The following is a 22,102-nucleotide window of genomic DNA, read 5'->3' as shown; positions in this document are numbered from 1 at the left end:
CGAGCGCGCTGACTGAGGTCGTGTCGGCCAACGAAGAAAGCCCCCGTGCGTCAGTGACGCACGGGGGCTTTGCGGTTCAGGTCAGGTGGCGCAGGCGCTGATTACAGCGAGCTGATGCGCAGCACCGGCTTGACGGTCAGGCCTGATTTCGAATCCGCGAAGGCCTGTTCGATGTCATCGAAGTCATACATCTGGATCAGCTTGTCGAAGGGGAAGCGGCCTTCCTTGTAGTAGCCGACCAGACGCGGGATGAAGACGCGCGGCACGGCGTCGCCTTCGATCACGCCGATCATCGACTTGCCTTCCGCCATCAGGTCGTGGTGCACGTCCAGGGTCACATCGTGGGTCAGGCCGACGATGGCAGAGGTGCCCAGCGGACGCAGTACCTGCAGGGAGCTGCGTACCAGCATCGGCACGCCGGTGGTCTCGAGGGAGAATTCGCTGCCGCCATCGGTGATGCGCTTGATCTCGCCGACCAGGTCCTCGGTCTTGCCGTTGACGCTATGGGTCGCGCCCAGCTCATGGGCCAGCTCCAGACGGCTCTCGTGCAGGTCGACCGCGATGATGTTCTTGCAGCCGGCGATCTTGGCCGCCATCACGGCACTCAGGCCCACGGCGCCACAGCCGAACACGACGAGACTGTCACCGAAGCCCGGCTTGAGGCGATTGAGGATGGTGCCGGCGCCAGTCTGGATGCCGCAACCCAGCGGACCCAGCAGGGCGAGATCGACATCGCTGTCGACCTTGACGGCATTGCGCTCGCTGACCACGGCGTGAGTGGCGAAGGACGACTGGCCGAAGAAGGTGGCGACATCATGGCCGTCACAGCTCAGACGCTTGCCGCCATCATCCATCACACCGCCGAAGTTGAGCTCACCGCCACGCTCGCAGACGGTCGGGTGTCCGGTCAGGCAGTGGCTGCAATGGCCACAGTGTGCGAAGGACAGCACCACATGGTCGCCCACTTCCATGTCGCGGACATTGTCACCGATCTGCTCGACCACACCGGCACCTTCATGGCCGAGCACGATCGGATAGGGGGCGATGCCCAGGTCGCGTGCGGCGGCATCGGTATGGCAGACCCCGGTGGCCACGACACGTACCAGAATCTCGTCTCCCTTGGGGGACGCGAGTTCGACGTCCTTGAGGTCGAAGGGCTGGCCTTGGGTGGCGGTGACGGCGGCGCGAATTTTCATGGTGTTGATCCCTTTGATGATCGAGTGATGGCGTTCTTCAGAGGCGTCCCGGGGCGGCGTGCCCTCCGGGACGGTTCTCTTGACTGTTTCAGGGCTGTCGCAAGTCGTTCAGGGCTGTCTAGCCTCGTTCAGGACTGTCTAGCCTCGTTCAGGACTGTCCCAAGTCGCTCAGGGCTGCTGGGTCGTGACATGGGCGATCACGGACATGCCGATGCGTACCTTGTCGAAGTCGGGCTGGTTCGGGTCGAACACGATCTTGACCGGCATGCGCTGGGTGATCTTGGTGAAGTTGCCGGTGGCGTTCTCGCTGGCCACGGCCGAGAAGGCGCTGCTGGAGGCCGGTGCGATGCTGTCGACATGGCCAGTGAAGGTCTTGCCCGGCAGGCTATCCAGCGTCATCTCGACCGGTTGGCCCGGCTCCATCTCGGCCATCTGGGTCTCGAGATAGTTGGCGACGACATAGGCTTCCTTGTGCGGCACGATGGCCAGCAGCGAATCACCCGGTTGCACGTAGGCGCCGACACGCAGTGAGCGCTGGGTAACGATGCCGTCCTTCGGCGCACGAATGACGGTATAGCCGGTGTTCAGTTCCGCCTGCTCGAGCGCTGCACGTGAGCGTTCGACCTCGGCCAGGGCTTCCACGCGCTGGGCTTCAAGGACGCCGATCTGCTTTTCCGCCGAGCGCTGAGCCGCCTGGGCCTGCACGAGATTGGCTTCCCAGATGCCCTGCTGTTCATCGGCCTTTTCCTTGTCCTGCTGGGAGGCGGCGTTGGTCATGCGCAGGCTGCGGTAACGCTTGGCATCATTGCGCGCATAACGCAGCGAGGCCTGGGTGGACTTCACTTCGGCGATGGACTGCTGCACGACGGCGTGCTGACGCTCGATGTTGGCATCCAGGTCACCGACCGCTGCCTGCTGGGCGGCGAGATCGGCCTGGGCGGAGTGCAGGGAGGCCTGGTAATCGCGGTCATCCAGCGTGGCCAGGACCTGGCCTTCCTTGACCACTTCGTTGTCTACCACCAGCACCTTGTCGATCTGGCCCGCGACGCGCGTGGTCACCATCACGCTATCGGCGCGCACATAGGCATTGTTGGTGGCTTCGCGGCCATCGTGGCCCTTCCAGTAGAGGCCCGCGTAGGTCGCGACCAGCAGGAGCGCCAGAACGCTCAACAGTAGGGTGGTACGTGTCTTATTCATGTCGGTGTCGTATCTCGTCGTCTATGTCGAAGAAGGGGGAAGTGGCTGAATCCTGGCTGGCGGGCAGCCGCCGGCTTTGTCTGTGTCTATGCCCCGGAGGGTTGTGCTTGAGGGGGCTGAGGCTGAGAGGGCTGAGCCTGAGGGGGCTGAAACTGAGAGCGCTGTGCTGGCTCTGGTTGAGGTGCCGGTGCCGGCGCCGGTTGTGGCGGATAGGCGCGAATCGGCAGCACCATGACCAGTATCAGCAGCGCCACCACGAAGGGGATGATGGCGAGGTAGGCATCCGCATAGCTCATCACGGAGGCCTGCTCGGAGATGCGCGTGGTGATATCGCTTGCCGCATCGACCTGGATGAGTCCGGCGGGCTGATTGCCCTGCAGGCCGAGTGCCTCGCCCAGGCGGGTGGTGTGCAGGGCTTCACGCGTGACGAGGAAGCTTCCGTAGACCGTGGAGGCCACCACCGTGAACAGGGCGCGCAGCGAGTTGACCATCGCGGTGGCGAACGGCCCTTCCAGCGGGCTGAGTGCCCCGGTGGCATTCATCAGCAGCGGTACCACCACCATCGGCTGGCCCAGGGTGTTGAGCACCTCGATGAGATAGAAGTTGTCGCGATTCCAGTCGCTGGTGAGCTGCGAGCCCAGCAGGCAGCTGATCAGGATCAACACCAGGCCCGTGGCCATCACGTAGCGGCTGTCGACGCTCTTGCGGTTGATCAGTGTCGCCACCAGCGGTGCCAGCAGCAGCTGCGGCAGGGCCATGGTCAACATGACCGGGAACAGCTGCATGGGGCGATAGCCCTGCACTTCCCCCAGGAAGGCGGCGGGAATGGTGCCGGCGGCCAGGGTCAGGAACATGAAGGTACACAGGGTGATGATGCCGAAGGCAAAGTTGCGGCGTGCCAGCAGCTGCAGCTTGTAGAGCGGCATCGGGTGGAACCACTCATGGATCAGGAAGGTCACGAAGACCAGCCCGCCCGTGGTCAGCAGGGCGACGATCAACGGCGAGTTGCCCCAGTCGAGTCGCTCACCCTGGGTCATGCCGGCGACCAGCGCGCACAGGGCGGTGACGCCCAGCAGGGCACCGAGCCAGTCGAACTGCTTGCAGCGTTCCAGCTTGAGCGGGTCCTGCGGCAGGCCCCAGGAGACCAGCGCGGCGGCGAGAAGGCATACCGGCGCGGTTTCCCAGAACACCAGATTCCAGTCGCCCAGGTCGCCATAGAGAGCGGCCAGCGGTGCCGACAGATAAGGGCCGAAGGTGGCCGTCATCGCATAGGCCGACAGGCCATAGAGCTTGCTGTGCCACGGCAGGAAGCGCAGCGCCGACATCATCAGCAGCGGCAGGATGCTGCCGGAGGCCAGCCCCTGGGCAACGCGCAGCCCCGCCATCAGCGGGAAGCTGTCGGCCAGGGGCACCAGCAGCGAGAACAGGGCCAGTGACAGGCAGGCACCGATCGCGAAGCGGCGCAGGCTGAAGGTGACGGCCAGCCAGCCGGCGAGCAGCATCATCGAGACTTCCGCCGCGCTGTAGATCGTGGTCAGCCAGCTGCCCTCATCGTGGGAGAAGCCGAAGTGTCCGACCACATCCGTCAGGACGGTCTGCGTGACACGCTCTCCCACACCGGACATCAGTGATGCGAGCAGAATGCCCACAAGACCGAGTGCGAGTCGTAGATTGAAGGGTTGAGGAGCGGCCACTGTAGAGTTCCCGTTTTGAGGTGAAGCGCTAGACATCTTGGGTGTCTCGTTATGCGGTACACTGTACCACTTGGTGGTTTCGTTAGGCAAGTAGTTAGCTTGTTAAGGAGTTGTGTCTGTGTCCACAAGAGAAGGTAGTGGCGTGCAGGTCGTGGCCAGGGTGGCGGCGATTCTCAAGAGTCTGGAAGGCAGTGAGCAGGGCATGAGCCTGGGGGAGATCGCCGCCAGCAACGATCTGCCGCGCTCGACCGTCAAGCGGTTGGTCGATGCGCTGGCCCAGGAAGACCTGCTGGAAATCCACGGCCATGGCGGGATACGGCTCGGCTCTGCGCTGATGCGGCTGGCGCGCCATAGCCAGCTCGATATCACCACGCATGCCAAGTCGTTTCTGGAGGCGTTGAGCGGCACCACCGAGGAAACGGTGGTGCTCTGCAGTCTGAGCGGCAACGAGCTGCTGATACTGCACTCGGTGTTGTCGCCGCTGCCGCTGCGGGTATCGCCGATGGCCGGCAACTTCCTGTCATTGCATGCGACAGCCAGCGGCAAGGTGCTGCTCTCGCATCTCGAGGATGAGCAGGTGGAGCGCCTGCTGGGCACGGATCTCACGGCCTACACGGACAACACCCTTGCGATGCCGGCACTGTTGACGCAACTGGCCGAGGTGCGTCGCACCGGCATCGGCCATGATGAGGACGAGCATATGCAGGGAGTTGGCGCGATCGGAATCGGCCTGGAAACCAGCCAAGGCCATTACTCCGTGTCCGTGGTCGGCCCCTCGTGGCGCATCAGCGAGCGCAGGGCGGAGATTCAGGCCGCGCTGCAGGCGACCCGTGACGAGATGCTCAAGGCCTTTCGTTCACTCAAGTGAGCGCGTCCCGCCAAGGCGGCAAGATGCCGTGTGCGGCGGTTGATCGAACGGCGAGATAGTGGAAAAAGCGAATAGAAAGGCAGGCACAGCAACGCCGCCCGTCCGAATGGGCGGGCGGCGTGTTTATACGAGGCAGCACTCAGAGACAGAGCTGAGAAACTGAGTTTTGAAAGAGAGTCTAGCAAGAGAGCTCAGAGGCCAGTGCTCGCTCAGGCCTCTCTGGCCGCGATCAGCTGGGCCGCCAGGGTCATCAGCTCCGCGGCGATGAAGTCCGGGGTCGGCACATTCTCGGCGGGCAGCACGGCATTGTGCGGGCGCGTCAGCAGGGCGCCCTGCATGCCGGCAGCCTGGGCACCGATGGTGTCCCACACATGGCAGGCGATCATGCACATGTCGTCCAGTTCGACCTCGAGCTGCTCGGCGACATGCTGATAGGTGGCCGGCGCCGGCTTGAACTGCTTGACGCTGTCGACGCTGAAATGCTGCTCGAAGGCCTTGCTGATACCGGCCTTCTCCAGCGGCGTCGGGGAGGCACCTGCGGGGGAATTGGTCAGCGTCACCAGACGAAAACCGGCCTGCTTGAGGCGCTCAAGCGCCGGGGCGACATCGGGATGGGCCGGCATCTCGGCCATGCGCGACTTGAGCTCATCGATATCGTCATCCGCGAGTCTGACCTGATGGATGTCGGCGACCATCTTGAGGGCGCCCACGCCGAGCGCCCCGAAGGGGGTGTAGCGTTGTGAGAGCGTCATGGTCTGCGAGTACAGCACCAGCTGTGCGAACCATTCACGCAACACGCTTTCATCACCGAACACGCGTGAGAACAGCGGCGAGAGAGTGGTGATGTCGAGCAGTGTCTCGTTGACGTCGAATACCAGTACGTCGGGAAAGGTCGTGTCAGACATGATGACTCCTAGGGTGATATTTCAGACATGCAGTGGGCGCGAAGCGAGGTAGCAGGCCGACGGGTAGCGTCTAGGGGTCAGTGCCAGCGGATCAGCGCCAGGGAATCAGCGCTGGCAAGCCCGCGTCACTTTCTTCATGACGCAAGACTACCCGTTGTTGAGCGATTGCTCAAATCATGGCCGTTGGCAGTGTGATGACGTCGGTCAAAGGTCTGGAATGGCACCGGCAGTCTCAGCGCCAGACGGCGGTCGATATTTTCATGATCAAATGTTGTACAAACATTGAATTTACGCCATATTGCGTCGCAGAAGGGCTGAAAAAACCAAGAAAACAGCAGGGGTAAGGGACAATGAGCAATATCGCTATCTGGATGGGGCTTGGCTTGGCCGTCACCTTTGTGCTGTTGGCGACTGGCGTCTTCGACAGGCTACTGACCCGTATCGAGCAGGATGATTCGGCGCGCAAGATGAAATGATCTGCTGGCGGTGACAGCCGAAGGGATTCACGTAAAACCCACCCTCGAGGGTGGGTTTTTTCATGCCCGTTTGGCGACAGAGCCTGCAGGGCGTGCGCACTTTGCGGTTTCGCGAGTCTGAAGCCGGCTAGTCATCGGTCAGCGAATGTAGTCTTGCGTATCGCTGTGTAATCATGGAGAAGTGATTTGCTATCGGGGTGTTCGTCGCGGTCATGGTGACTGGCGAGTCGCGATGAGATCAACGTGCTGAACACGCCAGCAAGTTACCACTGGTTAACGTTTCGAGAAATGTCGCCCACAGGAGAGAGTTGTACAGATATCACATCATGGATAGTGTGAGTTCAGCGGGTTTTACAGAGTATGAGGGATGTTCACACCCGTAATGGTTACCTGAACGCGTGTGATCATTGCCGTGAATTCAATCAGTGTGGCTCCAGGGAATCGAATCATGGATGAGAAAGCCAACGCCGTTCTGTCCTGCCCGGTATGTAACTGTCTGAGCATGGATTACCAATATCATGAGCGCTCTGACGATTACCTGGTGCACTGTGGTGAGTGTGCCGAGTTCATCGGCACCTGGTCGTTGTTGCAGCGTGAGCTTGCTGTGCAGAAGGCACGGATTGCCTTGCTCAGTCCTGAACTCGCCAGTCAGAGTCTTTACCGTCGTGTGCGCAGCATGCCCGTCATCCACTGAGGCGTGAGCGGGTGGGCTTTTAGTGAGCTCGCCCGACGAAAGTCATCGCGTGTCGCTCTCGAAATTCCTGTCGGGATGTCTCGAGCACAAATGTCAGATACAGCAAGGCCCCGCCATGGCGGGGCCTTGCTGTATCTGACGTCTGCGGCCGTGCTCAGTTCTGGTAGGCACCGGCGGCGTAGGTCATTTCATAGCTGTGGCTATAGACCTCGAGGATGTTGCCGAACGGGTCTTCCATGTAGACCATGCGGAACGGCTTCTCACCCGGGAAGTACTCGCGTACCGGCATGCGCTGCTTGCCGCCGGCGGCGACGATGCGCTCGGCCAGACCTTCGACGTCCGGGTCCTGGACGCAGAAGTGGAAGATGCCGGTCTTCCAGTACTCGAAGTTGTTTTCCGGCGTCTCGTGGTTCGGGAATTCGAAGATCTCGACACCGATACGGTCGCCGGTGGACAGGTGGGCGATGCGAAAGCTGCCCCAGCCCGGACCGAAGACATCGCTGCACATCACGCCGATGGCGGAGTCATCTTCGGTGATGGTGGTCGGCTCCATCACCACGTACCAGCCCAGCACTTCGGTGTAGAACTTGACCGCGGCTTCCACATCACCGACGGACAGGCCGATGTGGGAGAAGGTGCGCGGATACGGTGTGTTATTTTCGTTGCTCATGAGTCACCTCGATATGTGAGTCGTGAAGGAAATGGCTCGGTCACTGCCTGCGTGACGTTGGAAGCCATCTTGGGCGTCATGAGCAATAATGAAAACTACGTAGCTGTTATGATAATGATAAGACTTGCTTATGGCGGTAGAGGTTCATCGTCGCAGGCTTGCTGGGGCTGCCCCTGACGCTGCCATCCTGATTCTGTCCCCTGACTCTGCCCCCTGATTCTTCCAGCCCCCAGGAGCTTGAATGCTGCAACCCCAATGGCTACGCACCTTTCGCACCCTGGTGAGTGTCGGCAACTTCACGCGTACCGCGGAGCGGCTCGATCTGACCCAGGCCGCCGTCAGTCAGCATGTGCGCCAGCTGGAAACCCGACTTGGCACGCTGTTGATTCGTCATCCGCGCAAGATCGAGCTGACGCCGGCCGGCCATGCACTGCTGGATTTCGCGCGTGAGATGGAAACCGCCGAGCAGCGCCTGGCCCAGCGGCTGGCGGGCAATGAAGACAGTCATGGCGACATTCGGCTGATCACGCCGGGCAGCATTGGCCTGGCGATCTATCCGCGCTTGCTGGCGCTTCAGCAGGAATCGCCGGGCCTCAATGTCCACCATCGCTTCGCGCCGACGCGCGAGGTGGTGGAGGCCGTGCTGGAGAATCGCTTCGAGCTGGGGGTCGTCACGCTCAAGCCGGATGACCCGCGCCTGAGCGTGACGGAGTGGGCGCGTGAGCCCCTTGAGCTGGTGGTGCCGGCGGGGGTCGAGATCCATGACTGGGGGGATCTCGAGACATTGGGCTTCATCGATCACCCGGATGGTCAGGACATGGCCTCGCGCCTGTTGAGTCGGCGCTTCCCGGGCAATCCGGGCATCAGCTCACTGCCGCGCAGTGGCTCCACCAACCAGATCAGCCTGATTCTGGAGCCGGTCGCCCGTGGGCTGGGCTTCAGCGTCGTGCCGCGCCATGCCCGCGAGGCCTTCCCCGATCATCAGGCCATCCGGGTGGTGCCACCGCCTGAGGGCAGCACGGAGGTAGTCGATACCCTGTGGCTGCTCACGCGAGCGGAATGGCCGCTTTCGGCGCGCGCCAGACGGGTCTTGGAGTATCTGAAGGTGTCGCTGTAGCGCGCCGAGGCATCAGTGCTCAGACCTCGACGCTCAGGCATCAGCGCTCAGACCTCGACACTCAGGCATCGGCGCCGGGCATCGACGCTCAGACCTCGGCGCACTGATCAGCTTATGGAGCAGTTCATGAAACAGTTCATGGAGCAGCTTACGGCTGGCTCAGCGCGTAGACCTGTGCCGTCAGGGTGCTGCCATCTTCCAGCGTGATCGTGGCCGGCTGGCGAAGGTATTCGCTGCCTTCGAAATCATCCAGCGCTTGCCAGTGATCGGCCAGGTTGTCGGAGGAGAAGACGTGACCGCGGATGGTGTCGCCCGCCTCATCCAGTCTCAGCCCCGGAAAGCCCATCTCAGCCCCCCAGCCAGCTGCCTCCAGGCGGCCCTTGAGGGTGCCGGGTGTCCAGCTGCCGCCAATGTCGAGCATGACGTGTTCGTTGGGGCCGCCCGGGCCGAGGGTGCCGTAGATGAATAGATGCTGCATGGGAGTCTCTGTCGTTCGTCGGGGGAGAAGTCTGTCTCGGCGGCGCGCGCCGCACGGAGCGAGGGCTTGCGGCAACTCATGGCTGCCTTGAGGTAGGCCCCGGAATTTCGAGGCCGGAAAATTCGCGTGTCAGCCAGCGGGTGATGGGTTGGATCACGGCGCTGTTGGGATGGCGGACACTCATGCGATAGCCGTGGCGGTCCCGCGAGATATGCGGCGTCAGGGCGATCAGTGAGCCGTTGTCGAGCAGGTCCTGGATGACGTGGCTCCAGCCCAGCGCGACGCCCTGATGATTGACGGCGGCATTGAGCGTCAGCGGGAAGTTGTTGTAGGGGAAGGCCTTGTCGAGGCGCGGCACCGGCAGTCCCGCATGGCGACACCAGGTGGCCCAGTCCAGCCAGCGGGTATCGCGCATGTCCAGGTGCAGCAGGGTGATGCGCGACAGCGCTTCGGCATCCAGCCCCTTCTCGAGCCCATGACGCCGCGCGTAGTCCGGGGAGCAGACCGGGAAGGCGCGCTCCGCGACCACCAGCGTATCGCGATGATCGCCCGTCAGCGGCGGGCCGAAGCGGATCGCGATGTCGGCCTGCTGCATCTGCGGGTCTTCATCGCGATCGATCGGCAGCAGCGTGAAGTGGCAGTCGGGGAAGTCCTGCTCCAGTCGCTCCAGGCGCGGGCGCAGCCAGACATGCGCGAAACCGGCGCCCGCGGCGATGGTGATACGCGGCGTCGGCTTGTGCACCTTGCGACGTGCTTCCGTGACGGCGCTGCATACCTTGCCAAGCCCGCCTGCCAGTTCGGCATGGAAGCTCTCGCCATAGTGGTTGAGGGTCAGCCGGCCGCCCTGGCGATCGAACAGCGGATGGCCCAGGTGCTCCTCCAGCGCTCGGATGCGCTGGGAGATGGTGGGCTGGGTGGTATCCAGCTCACTGGCGGCGGCCGTCATCGACCCCAGACGGACCGTCACGTCAAAGGCGACCAGCCCGCGCAGGGAGGGCAGGTCATCCAGAGGGCTTGCGCTTTCCAGCGGCGCTGGGGAGCTTGTCTTTCGGGCCGGCACGAGAGTCCTCACTGTGATGCGCTGTCGCGGCGCTCCTGTCGTACTGTTTTGGCCTAGATGATGGCCTGGCTGATGGCTCGGGCGATTGCCTGGATGAGGCATGAGAAGGCATCAGCCAGCAACTACCGGATACGAACAGGAGTGCCGCCTTGTATAGGCGGCACTTATACGCGACGCAGCGAATGACATCAACGCTCAGCCCGGCGGATCAGGCCATAAGGTCGCAACGGATCCTGACCAGCGTCGCATCGGATCCTGATCGATGGCGTCGCTGGTCCTGATTGACGCGCCGCTGATATCAGTCGGTGTCGCGCTCGGCAATTCGCGTATGCCAAGCGGCAATGCTCTCTTCAGGATATTCGGCGTGATGAGCATCACGCGCTTCGTGCGCGACTTCCACCCAGTTGGCCTTGCTGTCGAGCATGATGTGGACATGTTCCGGCGGCACGGGCAGCGGGGTGTCGATCGCCCCCGCCTGAGGGTGGATCAGCTCCGGCCAGCGGGCATCGTAGAGCCACAGCGCACTGCCGCAGCGCTTGCAGAAGTGGCGTTCCGCCGGACTTTCGACCCCGTCGGTCACCGCGTGATAGATGGAGAGATTGTCCCGGCCTTCCACCTTCAGGGTGTTGGCATCGCCCGCCAGATTGATCGCGTAGCCACCGCTGCCCGCCGTCTTGCGACAAATCGAGCAATAGCAGCGCTGATACGGATAGGGGTGCGGCGATTCGAGCTGGAATGTGACGGCCTTGCAGTGGCAGGAACCTTCAAGCTGCATGAGGAATCTCCCTTGTGATGCATGAGTGAGGACGCTGGCACTGACTGGCCATGCATCGCCCGAAGGGCAATGTTACTCCATCCGGGCGCAAGGCGGCGGGCCGTCATTCATCACTTGCCACGATCAATCCATCACTTGCCACGATCAATCCATCTCTTGCCACGAGCCAGCAATCGCTATCCGTACCGCGCGTGAGTCTCACTGCGGCAGGGCGTAGACATAGGCCTCGAGTTCACGATTGTCATCGAGAATGACGGTGGTGACGGTGCGCTGATAGATGGGGCCCTCGAAGTCATCGAGGGCATCCCAATGCTCGGGCAATTGCGCCGAGGAGAACACGTGGCCGCGTATCACCTGGCCCGTGTTGTCGACGACCAGACCCGGGAAGTTGTGCTCATCGCCGTGATCGGTGTTTTCCAGCCGGCCGCGTAGATAGGCCGAGCTCCATTCGCCGTCGATATTGGCGATGACATGTTCGTTGAGGCCGCCGGGGCCCAGTGGACCGTAGATGAAGAGATGTTCCATGCGTCTGCCTGTCGGGTTGGGGAAGGGGGATGATCCGCGAGGGGAAGACGGCCGTATCGGCACCGCCTTCATTGACGCTGACGTTAGCCAATGATGATGAAGGTTGAGTGGCGAGGTTCAACCCCTTGTTGACGTGAAGCACTCAACGCAACGCCCACAAACCAGATTGCCCCCACTGGGCGGGCCAGTGAGGGCAATGGTCAAGCGGGGGAGCGGAGCAGGTCAAGCGCGTTTCACGCCCCCGCCTTCACATGCTCAGACGCGGCTGTCGAAACCGCCGGCCGGCTCTTCGCCGATCACGTCCGGATCGAAGGGCTTGCGCGCGAAGACGCGACGCAGTGCCGGTTCGAAGTGCTCCAGCGGCGGGGTCGGGTAGTCGGGATCGAAGGCCGCCTGATCATAACGCTCGCAGAAATCCACGCACTTCTGATACCAGGGGTGGTCCTTGTAGATCTCGCGCTCGTTGCGGTCCTCGCCGTAGAAGTGACCGTAGTAGAACTTCTGGAACAGGCCATGGTGATGGATGATCCAGGTCACTTCGGCACGTACGTACGGGCGAATGATGGCGGCGGCCAGCTGCGAGTGATTGTAGGGCGCCAGCTCATCGCCGAGATCATGCAGCAGAGTGGCGACGACCAGGTCGTCATCGGCGCCATCGGCTTCGGCGCGCGCCGCCGACTGCAGAGAATGCTCCAGACGGCTGACCTTGTAGCCGCTCAGGCCATCATCGAGCTTGCGCAGGGCAAGCTTGAGGCGCTCCACCAGCCCTTCATTGAACTGGTCTTCAAGACGCTCGAGCAACGCATAGTCTTCTGCGGTGCCGTCCTTCATCTGGGTGAATGAAACCTGATCCATTACGCCATTTCCTCACGGTTTTCTTGTTGTGCCTGCTGCTGACGCTGACGCATCAGGGTAGTGGCGAAGCGCTCACGCGGGCCATCGCTATCCATGTAGCAGCCCTGCAGGTGGCGGTGCCCCTCATTGGTGTCGAACGCCGTACGGCCATGCAGCACGCGGGTGTTGTCGAACATCATCAGCTCTCCGGATTCGAGTTGGAAGCGAATCTCGTTGGCCGGGTTCTGGAACAGCTGCCCCAGACGCTGGCGCGCCTGATGGTAGCGGCGAGTGTTTTCCAGCGACATGTGCGGCAGGTGATCGAGGCGCGGGCTGTAGTTGACGCCGATGGGCTCACCATCGGAATTCTCGCGAATCACGCAGCGACGGGTGGTCAGCTCGGTACCGGCATCCAGGAAGCGGAAGCCGACCGGCGTGGTCCGCAGCAGTTCATAGCCTTCCGGCATCTCGGCCTTGAGCTGCTTGAGCGCATTGAGGCTGTCGACCAGCGTGGACAGGCCACCGGTGGTCTCGTTGACCAGGCAATGCAGCATCTGGATGCCCGGCACCGGATCACGATACGGGTTGTCGGTGTGCGGCCCGAGCGCCACGCTGCGGTAGGCCAGGTCATTGCCCGTCGGACGCGAGTACACCTCGAAGTAGCTGCCGAAGTTGGTGTCCTTCACGTAGCCGAAGTGACCGGCCACTTCCAGAATGCGCTCCGGATCGGTCGGCACGTTCTGCACGATGATGTAGCCAAAGCGCAGATAGGCCTTCAATGCCTTCTGGAAGTCCTCGTTGTTGCCCATCTTCTCCCAGTCGACGCGCTGCGCCTGCTGATCGATGCTCGCATCCCAGCTCTCGGGCTTGGGGAACGGCGTGATGCCCTGCAGTTCATGCGCCAGCATGGTGAGGTCATACACCTCGCAATGCCCGTCACTGAAGGTGAATTCCACGTGCGTCTCGTCGACTGGGCGCGCCGCGGTCAGCTCGAGGTTGACGTCGATGGCATGCGAATCGAACAGACGCTGGGTGGTGACCTCATCGAGCTGCTCCGGGTCCTGGGTGCGCTCGCGCAGCCACAGCGGGCTGACCGGCTCCAGGCCTTCGGCGGTGATCAGGTTCAGTGACAGCGGTGACTCGCTCAGGGTCAGCGGCAGCGCGTCGGACAGGGCATTGGTCAGGGACATGCAGGCATCTCTCCATTAGCACGGTTGTATATCGTGGCCATTATGGGAGCGAGGCATGGGACCTAAGTAGGGGGTGAGTGTTATCGGAGGGTATGCATTTTTCTTATGGGGCTGGTGGTGAGGGAGGTTCGCGCCCGCTACCCGGCCGCCATTGCGCGTGCTCAGGGCCTGTCTATATATGCTAAATAGATGATTTATAAATTGTTTTGTCTTTTTTGTTACCATCGTCGTGGACAAGGCGGATAGCGGTGGCGAATTGGCCCCAAACCTGCAGAGCGAATCGGTGATACCTGTCATCAGTGAGTCAGTCGTGCTCTCGGGCTCGCGTGGCGCAAGGAGGATCACTGTTCTTGATAACTGGCATTTTGCATGCTCATTCAAATCGATAAATAACTGCTATCTCGCTTTGCTAAGCTAAGCAGGTTTCCGCTTCGGCATCTCAGCGACTTCGCTTGATGATATACCTGCCCTGACACCTGTGACGCCGGCTCAAGCCTGCCGTGCCGAACAGGACACAATAAAAGCAAGGAGATCCCGCTTGGAACTGATCCAGTATGCTCTGGACAATCTGGAGCTCTTGACCACACGCACGCTTGAGCACATCTCGCTGGTCGGGGTGGCGGTGGGAATCGCCACCCTGACGGGCGTGCCCATCGGTATCGCGATCACCAAGAACGAGCGAGCCGCCAAGACCGTGCTGTATATCGCCTCGATCATCGTGACGATCCCTTCCATCGCGCTGTTCGGCATCATGATTCCGATCCTGTCGTTGATCGGGCAGGGCATCGGCTATCTGCCGGCCGTGATCGCCGTGCTGCTGTATTCGCAGCTGCCGATCATCCGCAACACCTATACCGCGATCAACAATGTCGACCCGGCGCTGCGCGAAGCCGCCAGAGGGGTGGGCATGAGCCAGAATCAGCGTCTGTGGATGGTGGAGATTCCGTTGGCCGTGCCGATCATCATGGCCGGTGTGCGCACCGCCGTGGTGCTGAATATCGGGGTGATGGCGATTGCGGCCTATATCGGTGCCGGGGGGCTTGGCACCTTCATCAGTCGAGGGATTTCCCAGTCTGATCCTCGGCAATTGATTGTCGGGGCGGTGGCGGTCAGCGTGCTGGCCATCCTCGTCGACTATGCATTGTTGGCGCTGCAGAAGCGCCTGACGCCCAAGGGCATGGACCGCACCACAGCGGCCGCCGCCTGAGGCGTCATTTGCGCGCCATTCTGCCAACACGACAAGGAACGCTTCATGATCGAACTCGACAACCTGACAAAAGTCTTCGATACCCCGAAGGGCGCCGTGACGGCCGCTGACAATATCAGCATGAAGGTCCCGAGCGGTGAGATCTGCATCCTGCTTGGCCCCTCCGGCTGCGGCAAGACCACCAGCCTCAAGATGATCAACCGCATCATTCGCCCGACCTCGGGGCGAGTGCTGATCAACGGGGAAGACACCACCAATCTCGATACCCAGGAGCTGCGCCGCAACATCGGCTACGTGATCCAGCAGATCGGCCTGTTCCCGAACATGACCATCGAGGAGAACATAACGGTGGTGCCCCGGATGCTGGGCTGGGACAAGACGCGCTATCGCGAACGTGCCCGTGAGCTGATGCGCATGATCGCGCTTGAGCCCGATGCCTTCCTCAAGCGCTATCCGAGTGAGCTGTCCGGTGGCCAGCAGCAACGCATCGGCGTTGCGCGTGCCCTGGCGGCGGACCCGCCCGTGATGCTGATGGATGAACCCTTCGGGGCCATCGATCCCATCAATCGCGCGGTGATCCAGGATGAGTTCCTCAAGATGCAGCAGGACCTCAAGAAGACCATCATGTTCGTCAGCCACGATATCGATGAGGCGATCAAGATGGGCGATCGCATCGCCATCTTCCGCGGTGGCAAGCTGGTGCAGTATTCACCGCCCGATGAGTTGCTGGCCGCGCCGAAGAACGAGTTCGTCGAATCCTTCCTGGGCGAGGACCGTGCTCTGAAGCGCCTCAATCTGGTCAAGGTGCGCGACCTGGCCAGTGAAGACATCGGCATGGTCACGCCGGATGACACCCTGACCACGGCGCTCGAGCGCATCGAGGCCTACGGCTATCAGAACAGCATCGTGATGGTGAACGACAAGCGTCAGCCGGTCGGCATCATCAGTGCCGCCATCGCTCGCACCTCCAAGGGCCATTGCCGTGATCACTTCCAGAGCGTGCCCGTCGTGGTCAGCCTGGAGGATGACCTGCGCAAGGTGGCCTCGCTGATGTTCGCCAATGACATGACCTGGATGCCGTGCGTCGATGACGAGGGGCGTATCGTCGGCCAGATCACCCAGCGCGCCATCACCCATCATCTGGGTTCGCGCTATCGGGCGCATGCGGGTGGCGGGGCTTCTGGCCAGCAGGGTGAGATGTCCGCGACCGCGCTGCACAAGGAGTAAGCCCATGCCGACACTGAAATTCACGGGCTTGCTGCGGCTGGTGGCCGTGGTCGCGATCTTCATGGCCGGGGTCTGGAGCCAGTCGAGCGGTGTGATCGAAGAGTTCCTCTTCTATATCCCCGACATCCAGTTTCTGACGGTACAGCACCTCTGGTTGACGGCGCTGTCCGGCGGGCTGGCGATCCTGGTCGCGGTCCCGCTGGGCATCATCCTGTCGCGACCGAGCATGACGCGCTACGCCGAATCCGCCATGCAGGTGCTCAACGTGGGCACCACCATCCCGACGCTGGCGGTGCTGGCCCTGTCGATGAGCTTTCTGGGCATCGGCACCGTACCGGCGGTCTTTGGCCTGTTCGTCGCGACCCTGCTGCCCATTACCCGCAATACCTACACGGGGCTCAAGGGCGTGTCACCGGCCCTGAAGGAAGCGGCGGCCGGAATCGGCATGTCGCCCCTCCAGCGTCTGGTGCGGGTCGAGTTGCCCAATGCGCTGTATGTGATGTTCGCCGGGATTCGCACCGCCCTGGCGATCAATGTCGGCACGGTACCGCTGGCCTTCCTGATCGGCGCCGGTGGACTGGGGGAGCTGATCTTTACCGGGATCGACCTCTATGACCCCATCATGATGCTGTCCGGTGCCATCCCCACGGCGCTGCTGGCGATCGGGGTGGATGTGCTGGTGGCCTTCGTGGCCTTCCTCGTGGTGCCGCGAGGCGTCAACCCGGCGCGAGCATGAACGAAGACCCTCGCGCCGACCCGCTCGGCGCGTGGTGACAGACTGCACGACCTGAACAACAACAACCGGCTGGACCGAAATTTCACACGATAGGAGAACACCATGAAGACCTTGACGACTCTGCTGACCGGCGCGGCACTGGCCGCTTCACTTTCCACGGCGCAGGCTGACGAGATTGTGGTGGGTGGCAAGAACTTCACCGAACAACAGATCCTCGCCAGCATGACGGGGCAGTACCTGGAAGGCCTGGGCTATGAGGTGGAAGAGCGCTCCGGCATGGGCTCCGCCGTCCTGCGTCAGGCGCAGGAAAACGGCCAGATCGATCTCTATTGGGAGTACACCGGCACCTCACTGATCAACTACAACGATGTCAGTGAGCGCCTGAGCCCGGAAGACACCTATGCCCGCGTCAAGGAGCTGGACGCCGAGAAGGGCCTGGTGTGGCTGGAGCCGTCTGCGGCCAACAATACCTACGCACTGGCGATGCGTGAGGCGGACGCCCAGGAGCGCGGTATCGCCTCACTGTCCGACCTCGCACAGGCGGTCAACGACGACAAGGGGCTGTCCTTCGCGCTGAACGCCGAATTCTACGCGCGTGATGATGGCTGGCGTCCGCTGCAGAAAGCCTATGACTTCCGTGTCGGGCGCGCCGACGTCAAGCGCATGGATTCCGGTCTGGTCTACCAAGCCCTGCGTGATGGTCAGGTCGATGTCGGCCTGGTGTTCGCCACCGATGGCCGCATTCCGGCGTTTGATTTCACGGTGCTCGAGGACGACAAGGGCTACTTCCCGGCCTACGCCCTGACACCGGTGGTGCGTGAGGAGTCGCTCAAGGCCAACCCGGAACTCGAGTCGCAGATGAATGCGCTGTCCGCCGAGCTCAATGACGACACCATGGCGAGCCTGAACGCCCAGGTCGATGTCGAGAAGAAGACCATCGAGCAGGTCGCCGAGGACTTCCTGAAGGAACACGGCCTCAAGTGACCTTCAGGTACGCCTGATCCTCTGACAGCGAGGTTCAGGGGCCATGCCAGCACGACAAGGCCGCCTGCGGGCGGTCTTGTCGTCTCTGGCGGCCGCGTCTACCTCGCTCGCAACTGTCCCCATCCCGTTGGTCATTTCCGTGTCTGCCAAATTGGAGAAGTCCCATGTCTGCTCCGGATTGTCTGCCTCATGCCACGTCTACCTCTCATGCACCTGCCGAGGATCGCCTTGCGCCTGCGCCGCTGTCCCTGATCCATGAATATGATGACACCCGTCTCAGCGCAGAGCAGCTGCACCAGGCCAAGCGCTGCCTGCTGGATCTGCTGGGCGTCGCGGCAGGTGCGACGCGGACTCCCCTGGCCGCCAAGGCGGCTCGCTACGTCACGCGCCAGCACGGTGGCGACTTGCCGCTGTTGTTTGCCAGCGGCACGGCCTCTTCCAGTGGCGTCGCCCTGCAGGGTGGCTGGTTGATCGATGCACTGGATGCCCACGATGGCCAGGTGCTGACCAAGGGGCATGCGGGGGTGGCCTTGTTGCCCGGCCTGCTGGCGCTCCCGGAAACCCGGCAACTCAGCGGGCATGCGTTTCTGGCGCTGCTGGCCTATGGCTATGAGGTCGCCACGCGCGCGGGCATCGCCTTGCATGCCCAGAGCCCCGATTACCATACGTCGGGGGCCTGGAATGCGCTGGGCGTGGCCGCAGTGACTGCGCGCCTGCGCGGCTTTGATCGTGAGACGTTGCACCACGCGCTGGGCATCGCCGAGTTCTACGGGCCGCGTAGTCAGATGATGCGCTGCATCGATCATCCCACCATGCTCAAGGATGGCTCCGGCTGGGGCGCGATGACCGGCATCTCGGCGGCGCTGCTGGCGGAAGATGGCTTCACCGGAGCGCCGGCATTGACGGTCACGGCGCCGGAGGTCGCTGCGCTGTGGCAGGACCTCGGTCAGCGTCACTATCTGTTCGAGCAGTACTTCAAGGCCTATCCGGTGTGTCGCTGGGCACAGCCGGCGGTGGAGGCGGTGCTGTCATTGGCAGGCGCCGTGGCTGAGCCCGACGACATCACGCGTATCGAGATCATTACCTTCCATGAGGGCAAACGGCTGCATGTCATGCACCCTGACACCACGGAGCAGGCGCAATACAGCCTGCCGTGGTCGGTCGCCTGTGCCCTGAGGCGGGGCAGCGTGGATGTGGAGGGCGTCTGCGATGCCCTTGACGATGACGGGCTCAAGGCGCTGGCGAGCAAGGTGGTCATCGAGGAGGATGCCGCATTCAATGCCCGTTTCCCTGCCGAGCGCTGGGCCCGTGCGCGAATCGTGCTGAAAAGTGGCGAGGTGCTGGAAAGCGCAGACCATGAAGCATTGGGCAATCCGGACAAGCCGCTGACGGATGCTCAGGTGCTGGCCAAGTATCAGGCCCTGGCGGAGCCGGTACTGGGAGCTCGCGCGGCCAGGTTGCGGGATGTCGTGATGGATCTGGAGTCACGCCCGGTCTCCGAGCTGCTGGCGCTTCTGGGCGCACCGGCTTGAACATGGCGGCCGCGACTGACATTCTGCGCGGCGCTTGATTCTCATTGGCCTGCTTTCTGGCCTTGGCCTTGGCCTTGGCCTTGGCCCTGGCCTTTCGCCTGGTTTTCTACCTGGCCCTCACCCTCACCCTGACCCCTGGCTTCTGCTGTTCGTTGCCTTCTCTTTTCATTACCGAGACATGCCCATGCACCATCAAGATCACCTGCGCGTTGGCGCGGCCCAGATCAACGCCACCCTCGGCGATATTGAGGCCAATCTGGAACGTCATCTCGACATCATCCATCAGGCGCGGGATGTCGATCTGGACCTGCTGGTCTTCCCGGAGCTGTCGCTGACGGGCTATGGCATGGGCAGTCGGGTCATTGATCTGGCCTTTCCGCCGCATGACCCGCGCTTGCTGATGCTCGCGCGTGCCGCGGGCGACATGCAGCTGGTGGTGGGCTTTGTCGAGGAGGCCAGTCCGGGGGAGTACTACAACGCCCTGGCGATCCTGCAGCACGGCGCGCTACAGGCCGTGCATCGAAAGCTGAACCTGCCGACCTACGGCGGGCTGGAGGAGGGCAAGCTGTTCACCCACGGCAGCGACCTGACCCAGAACGATGTGCGTGAAGGCTGGTCAGCCACCTCACTGATCTGCGCGGACCTGTGGAATCCGGGCCTGGTGCACGCCGCCATGCTCGCGCGTCCCACCGTGCTGTGCGCGCCGATCAATTCGGCCTCGGGCATCGTCAGCGATGATTTCTCCAACGAGCAGAACTGGGCGATCAACCTCCAGTTCTACGCCATGACCTACGGCACGCCGGTCATCATGGCCAATCGCTTCGGACCGGAAGGCGGCAGTCATTTCTGGGGCGGGTCGCGAATTCTTGGCCCGCGCGGGGAAACGCTGGCCCAGGCGGAAGACCGCGAGATGCTGATACATGCCGAGCTGTCGCGCACCGCGATCGCCAAGGCCCGTTTCGAGCTGCCGACGCACCGTGACGCCGACACGCCGCTGGTCCGTGACCTGATGCTGGGCTATCGCTGAGCGATTGGTGTTGATCAACAGGCGCTGAGCGATTGATGTTGAGCAATTAAGCATGTCGAACAACAAGACGCCCGCGCCAGAATTCTGGCGCGGGCGTCTTGTTTGCGGTCTTGTTTACGTTTTCAGCAATGCGGCTCAGGACGGGAAGCTGAACTGGGCGGCTTCCTGGGCACTGCGCTCAGGCCAGCGCTGGGACACGCTCTTGCGCCGGGTATAGAAGCGCACCGCGTCGGGGCCATAGGCGTGCAGGTCACCGAACAGCGAGTCCTTCCAGCCGCCGAAGCTGTGGAAGGCTACCGGTACCGGCAAGGGCACGTTGATGCCGACCATGCCGACCTCGATCTGGTCGGCGAAGCGGCGTCCGGCCTCGCCATCGCGAGTGAAGAGGCAGGTGCCGTTGCCGTACTGGTGGTCATTGATCAGCGCGATGGCGTCTTCGAAGCTTGCCACGCGCACCACACAGAGTACCGGGCCGAAGATCTCGTCACGATAGATGCTCATGTCCGGCGTGACACGATCGAATAGCGTGGCGCCCATGAAGAAGCCGGGCGAGCTCTCGACCAGCGGGTGAGTGCGGCCATCCACGATCAGCTGGGCGCCAGCGCTGGCGCCCGCCTCGATATAGCCGGCGACCTTGTCGCGCTGCGAGGCATTGATCAGCGCGCCCATGTCGTGACCGGGTTCAGTGCCCGGGCCGATGCTCATGGCGCGTGCCTGAGGCGCGAGACGTTCGATCAGGGCATCCGCGGTCTCATCCCCCACGCAGACGGCCACCGAGATGGCCATGCAGCGCTCGCCTGCGCTGCCGAAGGCGGCCCCGATCAAGGTGCTGGCGGCATTGTCGAGATCGGCGTCCGGCAATACCACTGCGTGATTCTTGGCGCCTCCCAGCGCCTGGATCCGCTTGCCCTGACGGGTGCCACCCTCGTAGAGGCTCCGCGCCACGGGCGTTGAGCCGACGAAGCTCATCGCCTTGACCTCCGGGGCCGCGATCAGCGCCTCGACGGCTTCACGATCACCATGCACCACGCTGAAGAGCCCTGCGGGCAGTCCGGCTTCTTGCAGCAGGTGGGCCATCTTGTTGGCCGCCGACGGACTTTGCTCCGACGGCTTGAGGATGAAGGCATTGCCGCAGGCCAGCGCCATGGGGAACATCCAGAGCGGCACCATGGCCGGGAAGTTGAACGGCGTGACACCGGCCACGATGCCCAGCGGTTGATGGTTGGACCAGGTGTCGATGCTCGGCCCGGCATTGTGGGAATACTCGCCCTTGAGCAGCTCCGGCACGCCGCAGGCATATTCGACGTTCTCGATGCCGCGCTTGAGTTCGCCCATGGCGTCGTCGAGCACCTTGCCGTGCTCTTCACTGATCAGGGCGCAGATTTCCTGAGCATCCCGTTCCAGCAATGTCTTGAAGCGATACATGACCTGAGCGCGCTTGGCGGGCGGCATGGCGCGCCAGGCGGGCAGGGCATCCCTGGCGGTCTCTATCGCGCGTTGCACGATGGCGGCATCGGCCAGTGGCAGACGGCGCACGGCTTGCGCGGTAGCCGGATCGAGCACATCCAGGGTGCGTTCGCCAGTCACGGCGTCACCGCCAATCAGGTGAGTCAGGGTATCCATCGGTCAGTTTTCAGCCTTGTGTTCAGTCGCAGAGAATGTGGCAGGGAAAGTCGCTGTCTTGAGCTGAGGTTGCTGTGAGCCTGGATT

General features: G+C 62.5%; 22 protein-coding genes. 10 read left to right on the top strand and 12 right to left on the bottom strand.

All coding sequences use genetic code 11. The features are described from left to right. Window positions 1–101: 101 nt before the first annotated feature. From QD208_RS14900 to QD208_RS14890, 3 genes are all read right to left on the bottom strand, one after another. Entirely contained in the window at window positions 102–1,196 is a 1,095-nt protein-coding gene (locus QD208_RS14900; RefSeq protein ID WP_279837317.1) for an NAD(P)-dependent alcohol dehydrogenase, read from the bottom strand. A gap of 168 nt (window positions 1,197–1,364) precedes the next feature. Beyond that, window positions 1,365–2,393, bottom strand: a complete 1,029-nt coding sequence (locus QD208_RS14895; protein WP_279837316.1) for an HlyD family secretion protein — start codon at window positions 2,391–2,393, stop codon at window positions 1,365–1,367. An 86-nt stretch (window positions 2,394–2,479) separates the two neighbouring features. Beyond that, the gene (locus tag QD208_RS14890) at window positions 2,480–4,087 is read right to left on the bottom strand and encodes an MFS transporter (protein WP_279837315.1); all 1,608 of its coding nucleotides are present in this window, start codon (window positions 4,085–4,087) and stop codon (window positions 2,480–2,482) included. Window positions 4,088–4,205: 118 nt separating this feature from the next. On the opposite strand from QD208_RS14890, the gene QD208_RS14885 reads away from it, so the two are divergent. Beyond that, a complete protein-coding gene (locus QD208_RS14885; RefSeq protein ID WP_279837314.1) occupies window positions 4,206–4,955 on the top strand; it encodes an IclR family transcriptional regulator in 750 nt (249 codons plus the stop codon). Between the two features lie 209 nt (window positions 4,956–5,164). On the opposite strand, the gene QD208_RS14880 is transcribed toward QD208_RS14885, so the two are convergent. Further along, complete coding sequence (locus tag QD208_RS14880; RefSeq protein WP_279837313.1) at window positions 5,165–5,860, bottom strand: haloacid dehalogenase type II; 696 nt, start codon at window positions 5,858–5,860, stop codon at window positions 5,165–5,167. A 350-nt stretch (window positions 5,861–6,210) separates the two neighbouring features. Here QD208_RS14880 and QD208_RS14875 point away from each other — a divergent pair, with 350 nt between their 5' ends. After that, a complete protein-coding gene (locus QD208_RS14875; protein WP_267895301.1) occupies window positions 6,211–6,336 on the top strand; it encodes a hypothetical protein in 126 nt (41 codons plus the stop codon). 448 nt (window positions 6,337–6,784) lie between these two features. Continuing rightward, window positions 6,785–7,030: a hypothetical protein gene (locus QD208_RS14870; protein ID WP_043333917.1), complete on the top strand. Its 246-nt coding sequence runs from the start codon at window positions 6,785–6,787 to the stop codon at window positions 7,028–7,030. A 154-nt stretch (window positions 7,031–7,184) separates the two neighbouring features. Here QD208_RS14870 and QD208_RS14865 read toward each other — a convergent pair whose 3' ends face one another. Continuing rightward, complete coding sequence (locus QD208_RS14865) at window positions 7,185–7,700, bottom strand: lactoylglutathione lyase family protein (RefSeq protein WP_279837312.1); 516 nt, start codon at window positions 7,698–7,700, stop codon at window positions 7,185–7,187. Between the two features lie 241 nt (window positions 7,701–7,941). Between QD208_RS14865 and QD208_RS14860 the strand changes: the two genes are divergently transcribed. Next, the gene (locus tag QD208_RS14860; protein ID WP_279837310.1) at window positions 7,942–8,817 is read left to right on the top strand and encodes a LysR family transcriptional regulator; all 876 of its coding nucleotides are present in this window, start codon (window positions 7,942–7,944) and stop codon (window positions 8,815–8,817) included. Between the two features lie 148 nt (window positions 8,818–8,965). Here QD208_RS14860 and QD208_RS14855 read toward each other — a convergent pair whose 3' ends face one another. The 6 genes from QD208_RS14855 to QD208_RS14830 form a co-directional block, all read right to left on the bottom strand. Next, complete coding sequence (locus QD208_RS14855; protein ID WP_153636169.1) at window positions 8,966–9,295, bottom strand: gamma-glutamylcyclotransferase family protein; 330 nt, start codon at window positions 9,293–9,295, stop codon at window positions 8,966–8,968. A gap of 76 nt (window positions 9,296–9,371) precedes the next feature. Beyond that, complete coding sequence (locus QD208_RS14850) at window positions 9,372–10,355, bottom strand: LysR substrate-binding domain-containing protein (RefSeq protein ID WP_279837309.1); 984 nt, start codon at window positions 10,353–10,355, stop codon at window positions 9,372–9,374. Window positions 10,356–10,653: 298 nt separating this feature from the next. Beyond that, window positions 10,654–11,130 carry a GFA family protein gene (locus QD208_RS14845; RefSeq protein WP_279837308.1) on the bottom strand — a complete coding sequence of 159 codons (477 nt, stop codon included), beginning with the start codon at window positions 11,128–11,130 and terminating at the stop codon, window positions 10,654–10,656. 198 nt (window positions 11,131–11,328) lie between these two features. Further along, window positions 11,329–11,655, bottom strand: a complete 327-nt coding sequence (locus QD208_RS14840) for a gamma-glutamylcyclotransferase family protein (protein WP_054556216.1) — start codon at window positions 11,653–11,655, stop codon at window positions 11,329–11,331. A gap of 255 nt (window positions 11,656–11,910) precedes the next feature. Then, window positions 11,911–12,510, bottom strand: coding sequence for an HD domain-containing protein (locus QD208_RS14835; protein ID WP_054556215.1), 600 nt, complete (start codon window positions 12,508–12,510; stop codon window positions 11,911–11,913). Further along, window positions 12,510–13,679, bottom strand: a complete 1,170-nt coding sequence (locus QD208_RS14830; RefSeq protein WP_225346915.1) for a TauD/TfdA family dioxygenase — start codon at window positions 13,677–13,679, stop codon at window positions 12,510–12,512. The genes QD208_RS14835 and QD208_RS14830 overlap by 1 nt, the downstream gene beginning before the upstream one ends. Window positions 13,680–14,217: 538 nt before the next feature. Between QD208_RS14830 and QD208_RS14825 the strand changes: the two genes are divergently transcribed. The 6 genes from QD208_RS14825 to QD208_RS14800 all read left to right on the top strand — a co-directional run bounded on the left by QD208_RS14825 (window position 14,218) and on the right by QD208_RS14800 (window position 20,392). Continuing rightward, complete coding sequence (locus QD208_RS14825; protein ID WP_176677398.1) at window positions 14,218–14,886, top strand: ABC transporter permease; 669 nt, start codon at window positions 14,218–14,220, stop codon at window positions 14,884–14,886. Window positions 14,887–14,931: 45 nt separating this feature from the next. Further along, on the top strand, window positions 14,932–16,113 hold the full coding sequence (locus QD208_RS14820; protein ID WP_279837307.1) for an ABC transporter ATP-binding protein: 1,182 nt from the start codon (window positions 14,932–14,934) through the stop codon (window positions 16,111–16,113). Window positions 16,114–16,117: 4 nt separating this feature from the next. Beyond that, window positions 16,118–16,849, top strand: a complete 732-nt coding sequence (locus QD208_RS14815; RefSeq protein ID WP_216060389.1) for an ABC transporter permease — start codon at window positions 16,118–16,120, stop codon at window positions 16,847–16,849. A 102-nt stretch (window positions 16,850–16,951) separates the two neighbouring features. Beyond that, a complete protein-coding gene (locus QD208_RS14810) occupies window positions 16,952–17,833 on the top strand; it encodes a glycine betaine ABC transporter substrate-binding protein (protein ID WP_279837305.1) in 882 nt (293 codons plus the stop codon). 164 nt (window positions 17,834–17,997) lie between these two features. Beyond that, on the top strand, window positions 17,998–19,365 hold the full coding sequence (locus QD208_RS14805; protein WP_279837303.1) for an MmgE/PrpD family protein: 1,368 nt from the start codon (window positions 17,998–18,000) through the stop codon (window positions 19,363–19,365). A 184-nt stretch (window positions 19,366–19,549) separates the two neighbouring features. After that, window positions 19,550–20,392 carry a nitrilase-related carbon-nitrogen hydrolase gene (locus tag QD208_RS14800; RefSeq protein ID WP_131432377.1) on the top strand — a complete coding sequence of 281 codons (843 nt, stop codon included), beginning with the start codon at window positions 19,550–19,552 and terminating at the stop codon, window positions 20,390–20,392. A 135-nt stretch (window positions 20,393–20,527) separates the two neighbouring features. Here QD208_RS14800 and QD208_RS14795 read toward each other — a convergent pair whose 3' ends face one another. Then, window positions 20,528–22,015 carry a CoA-acylating methylmalonate-semialdehyde dehydrogenase gene (locus QD208_RS14795; RefSeq protein WP_279837302.1) on the bottom strand — a complete coding sequence of 496 codons (1,488 nt, stop codon included), beginning with the start codon at window positions 22,013–22,015 and terminating at the stop codon, window positions 20,528–20,530. Window positions 22,016–22,102 lie beyond the last annotated feature (87 nt).

The organism is Cobetia sp. 29-18-1 (assembly GCF_029846405.1).
Taxonomy (GTDB): domain Bacteria; phylum Pseudomonadota; class Gammaproteobacteria; order Pseudomonadales; family Halomonadaceae; genus Cobetia; species Cobetia amphilecti.
Note: the sequence above shows the minus strand (reverse complement) of the source record. Positions and strands in the feature narration are given on the sequence as shown.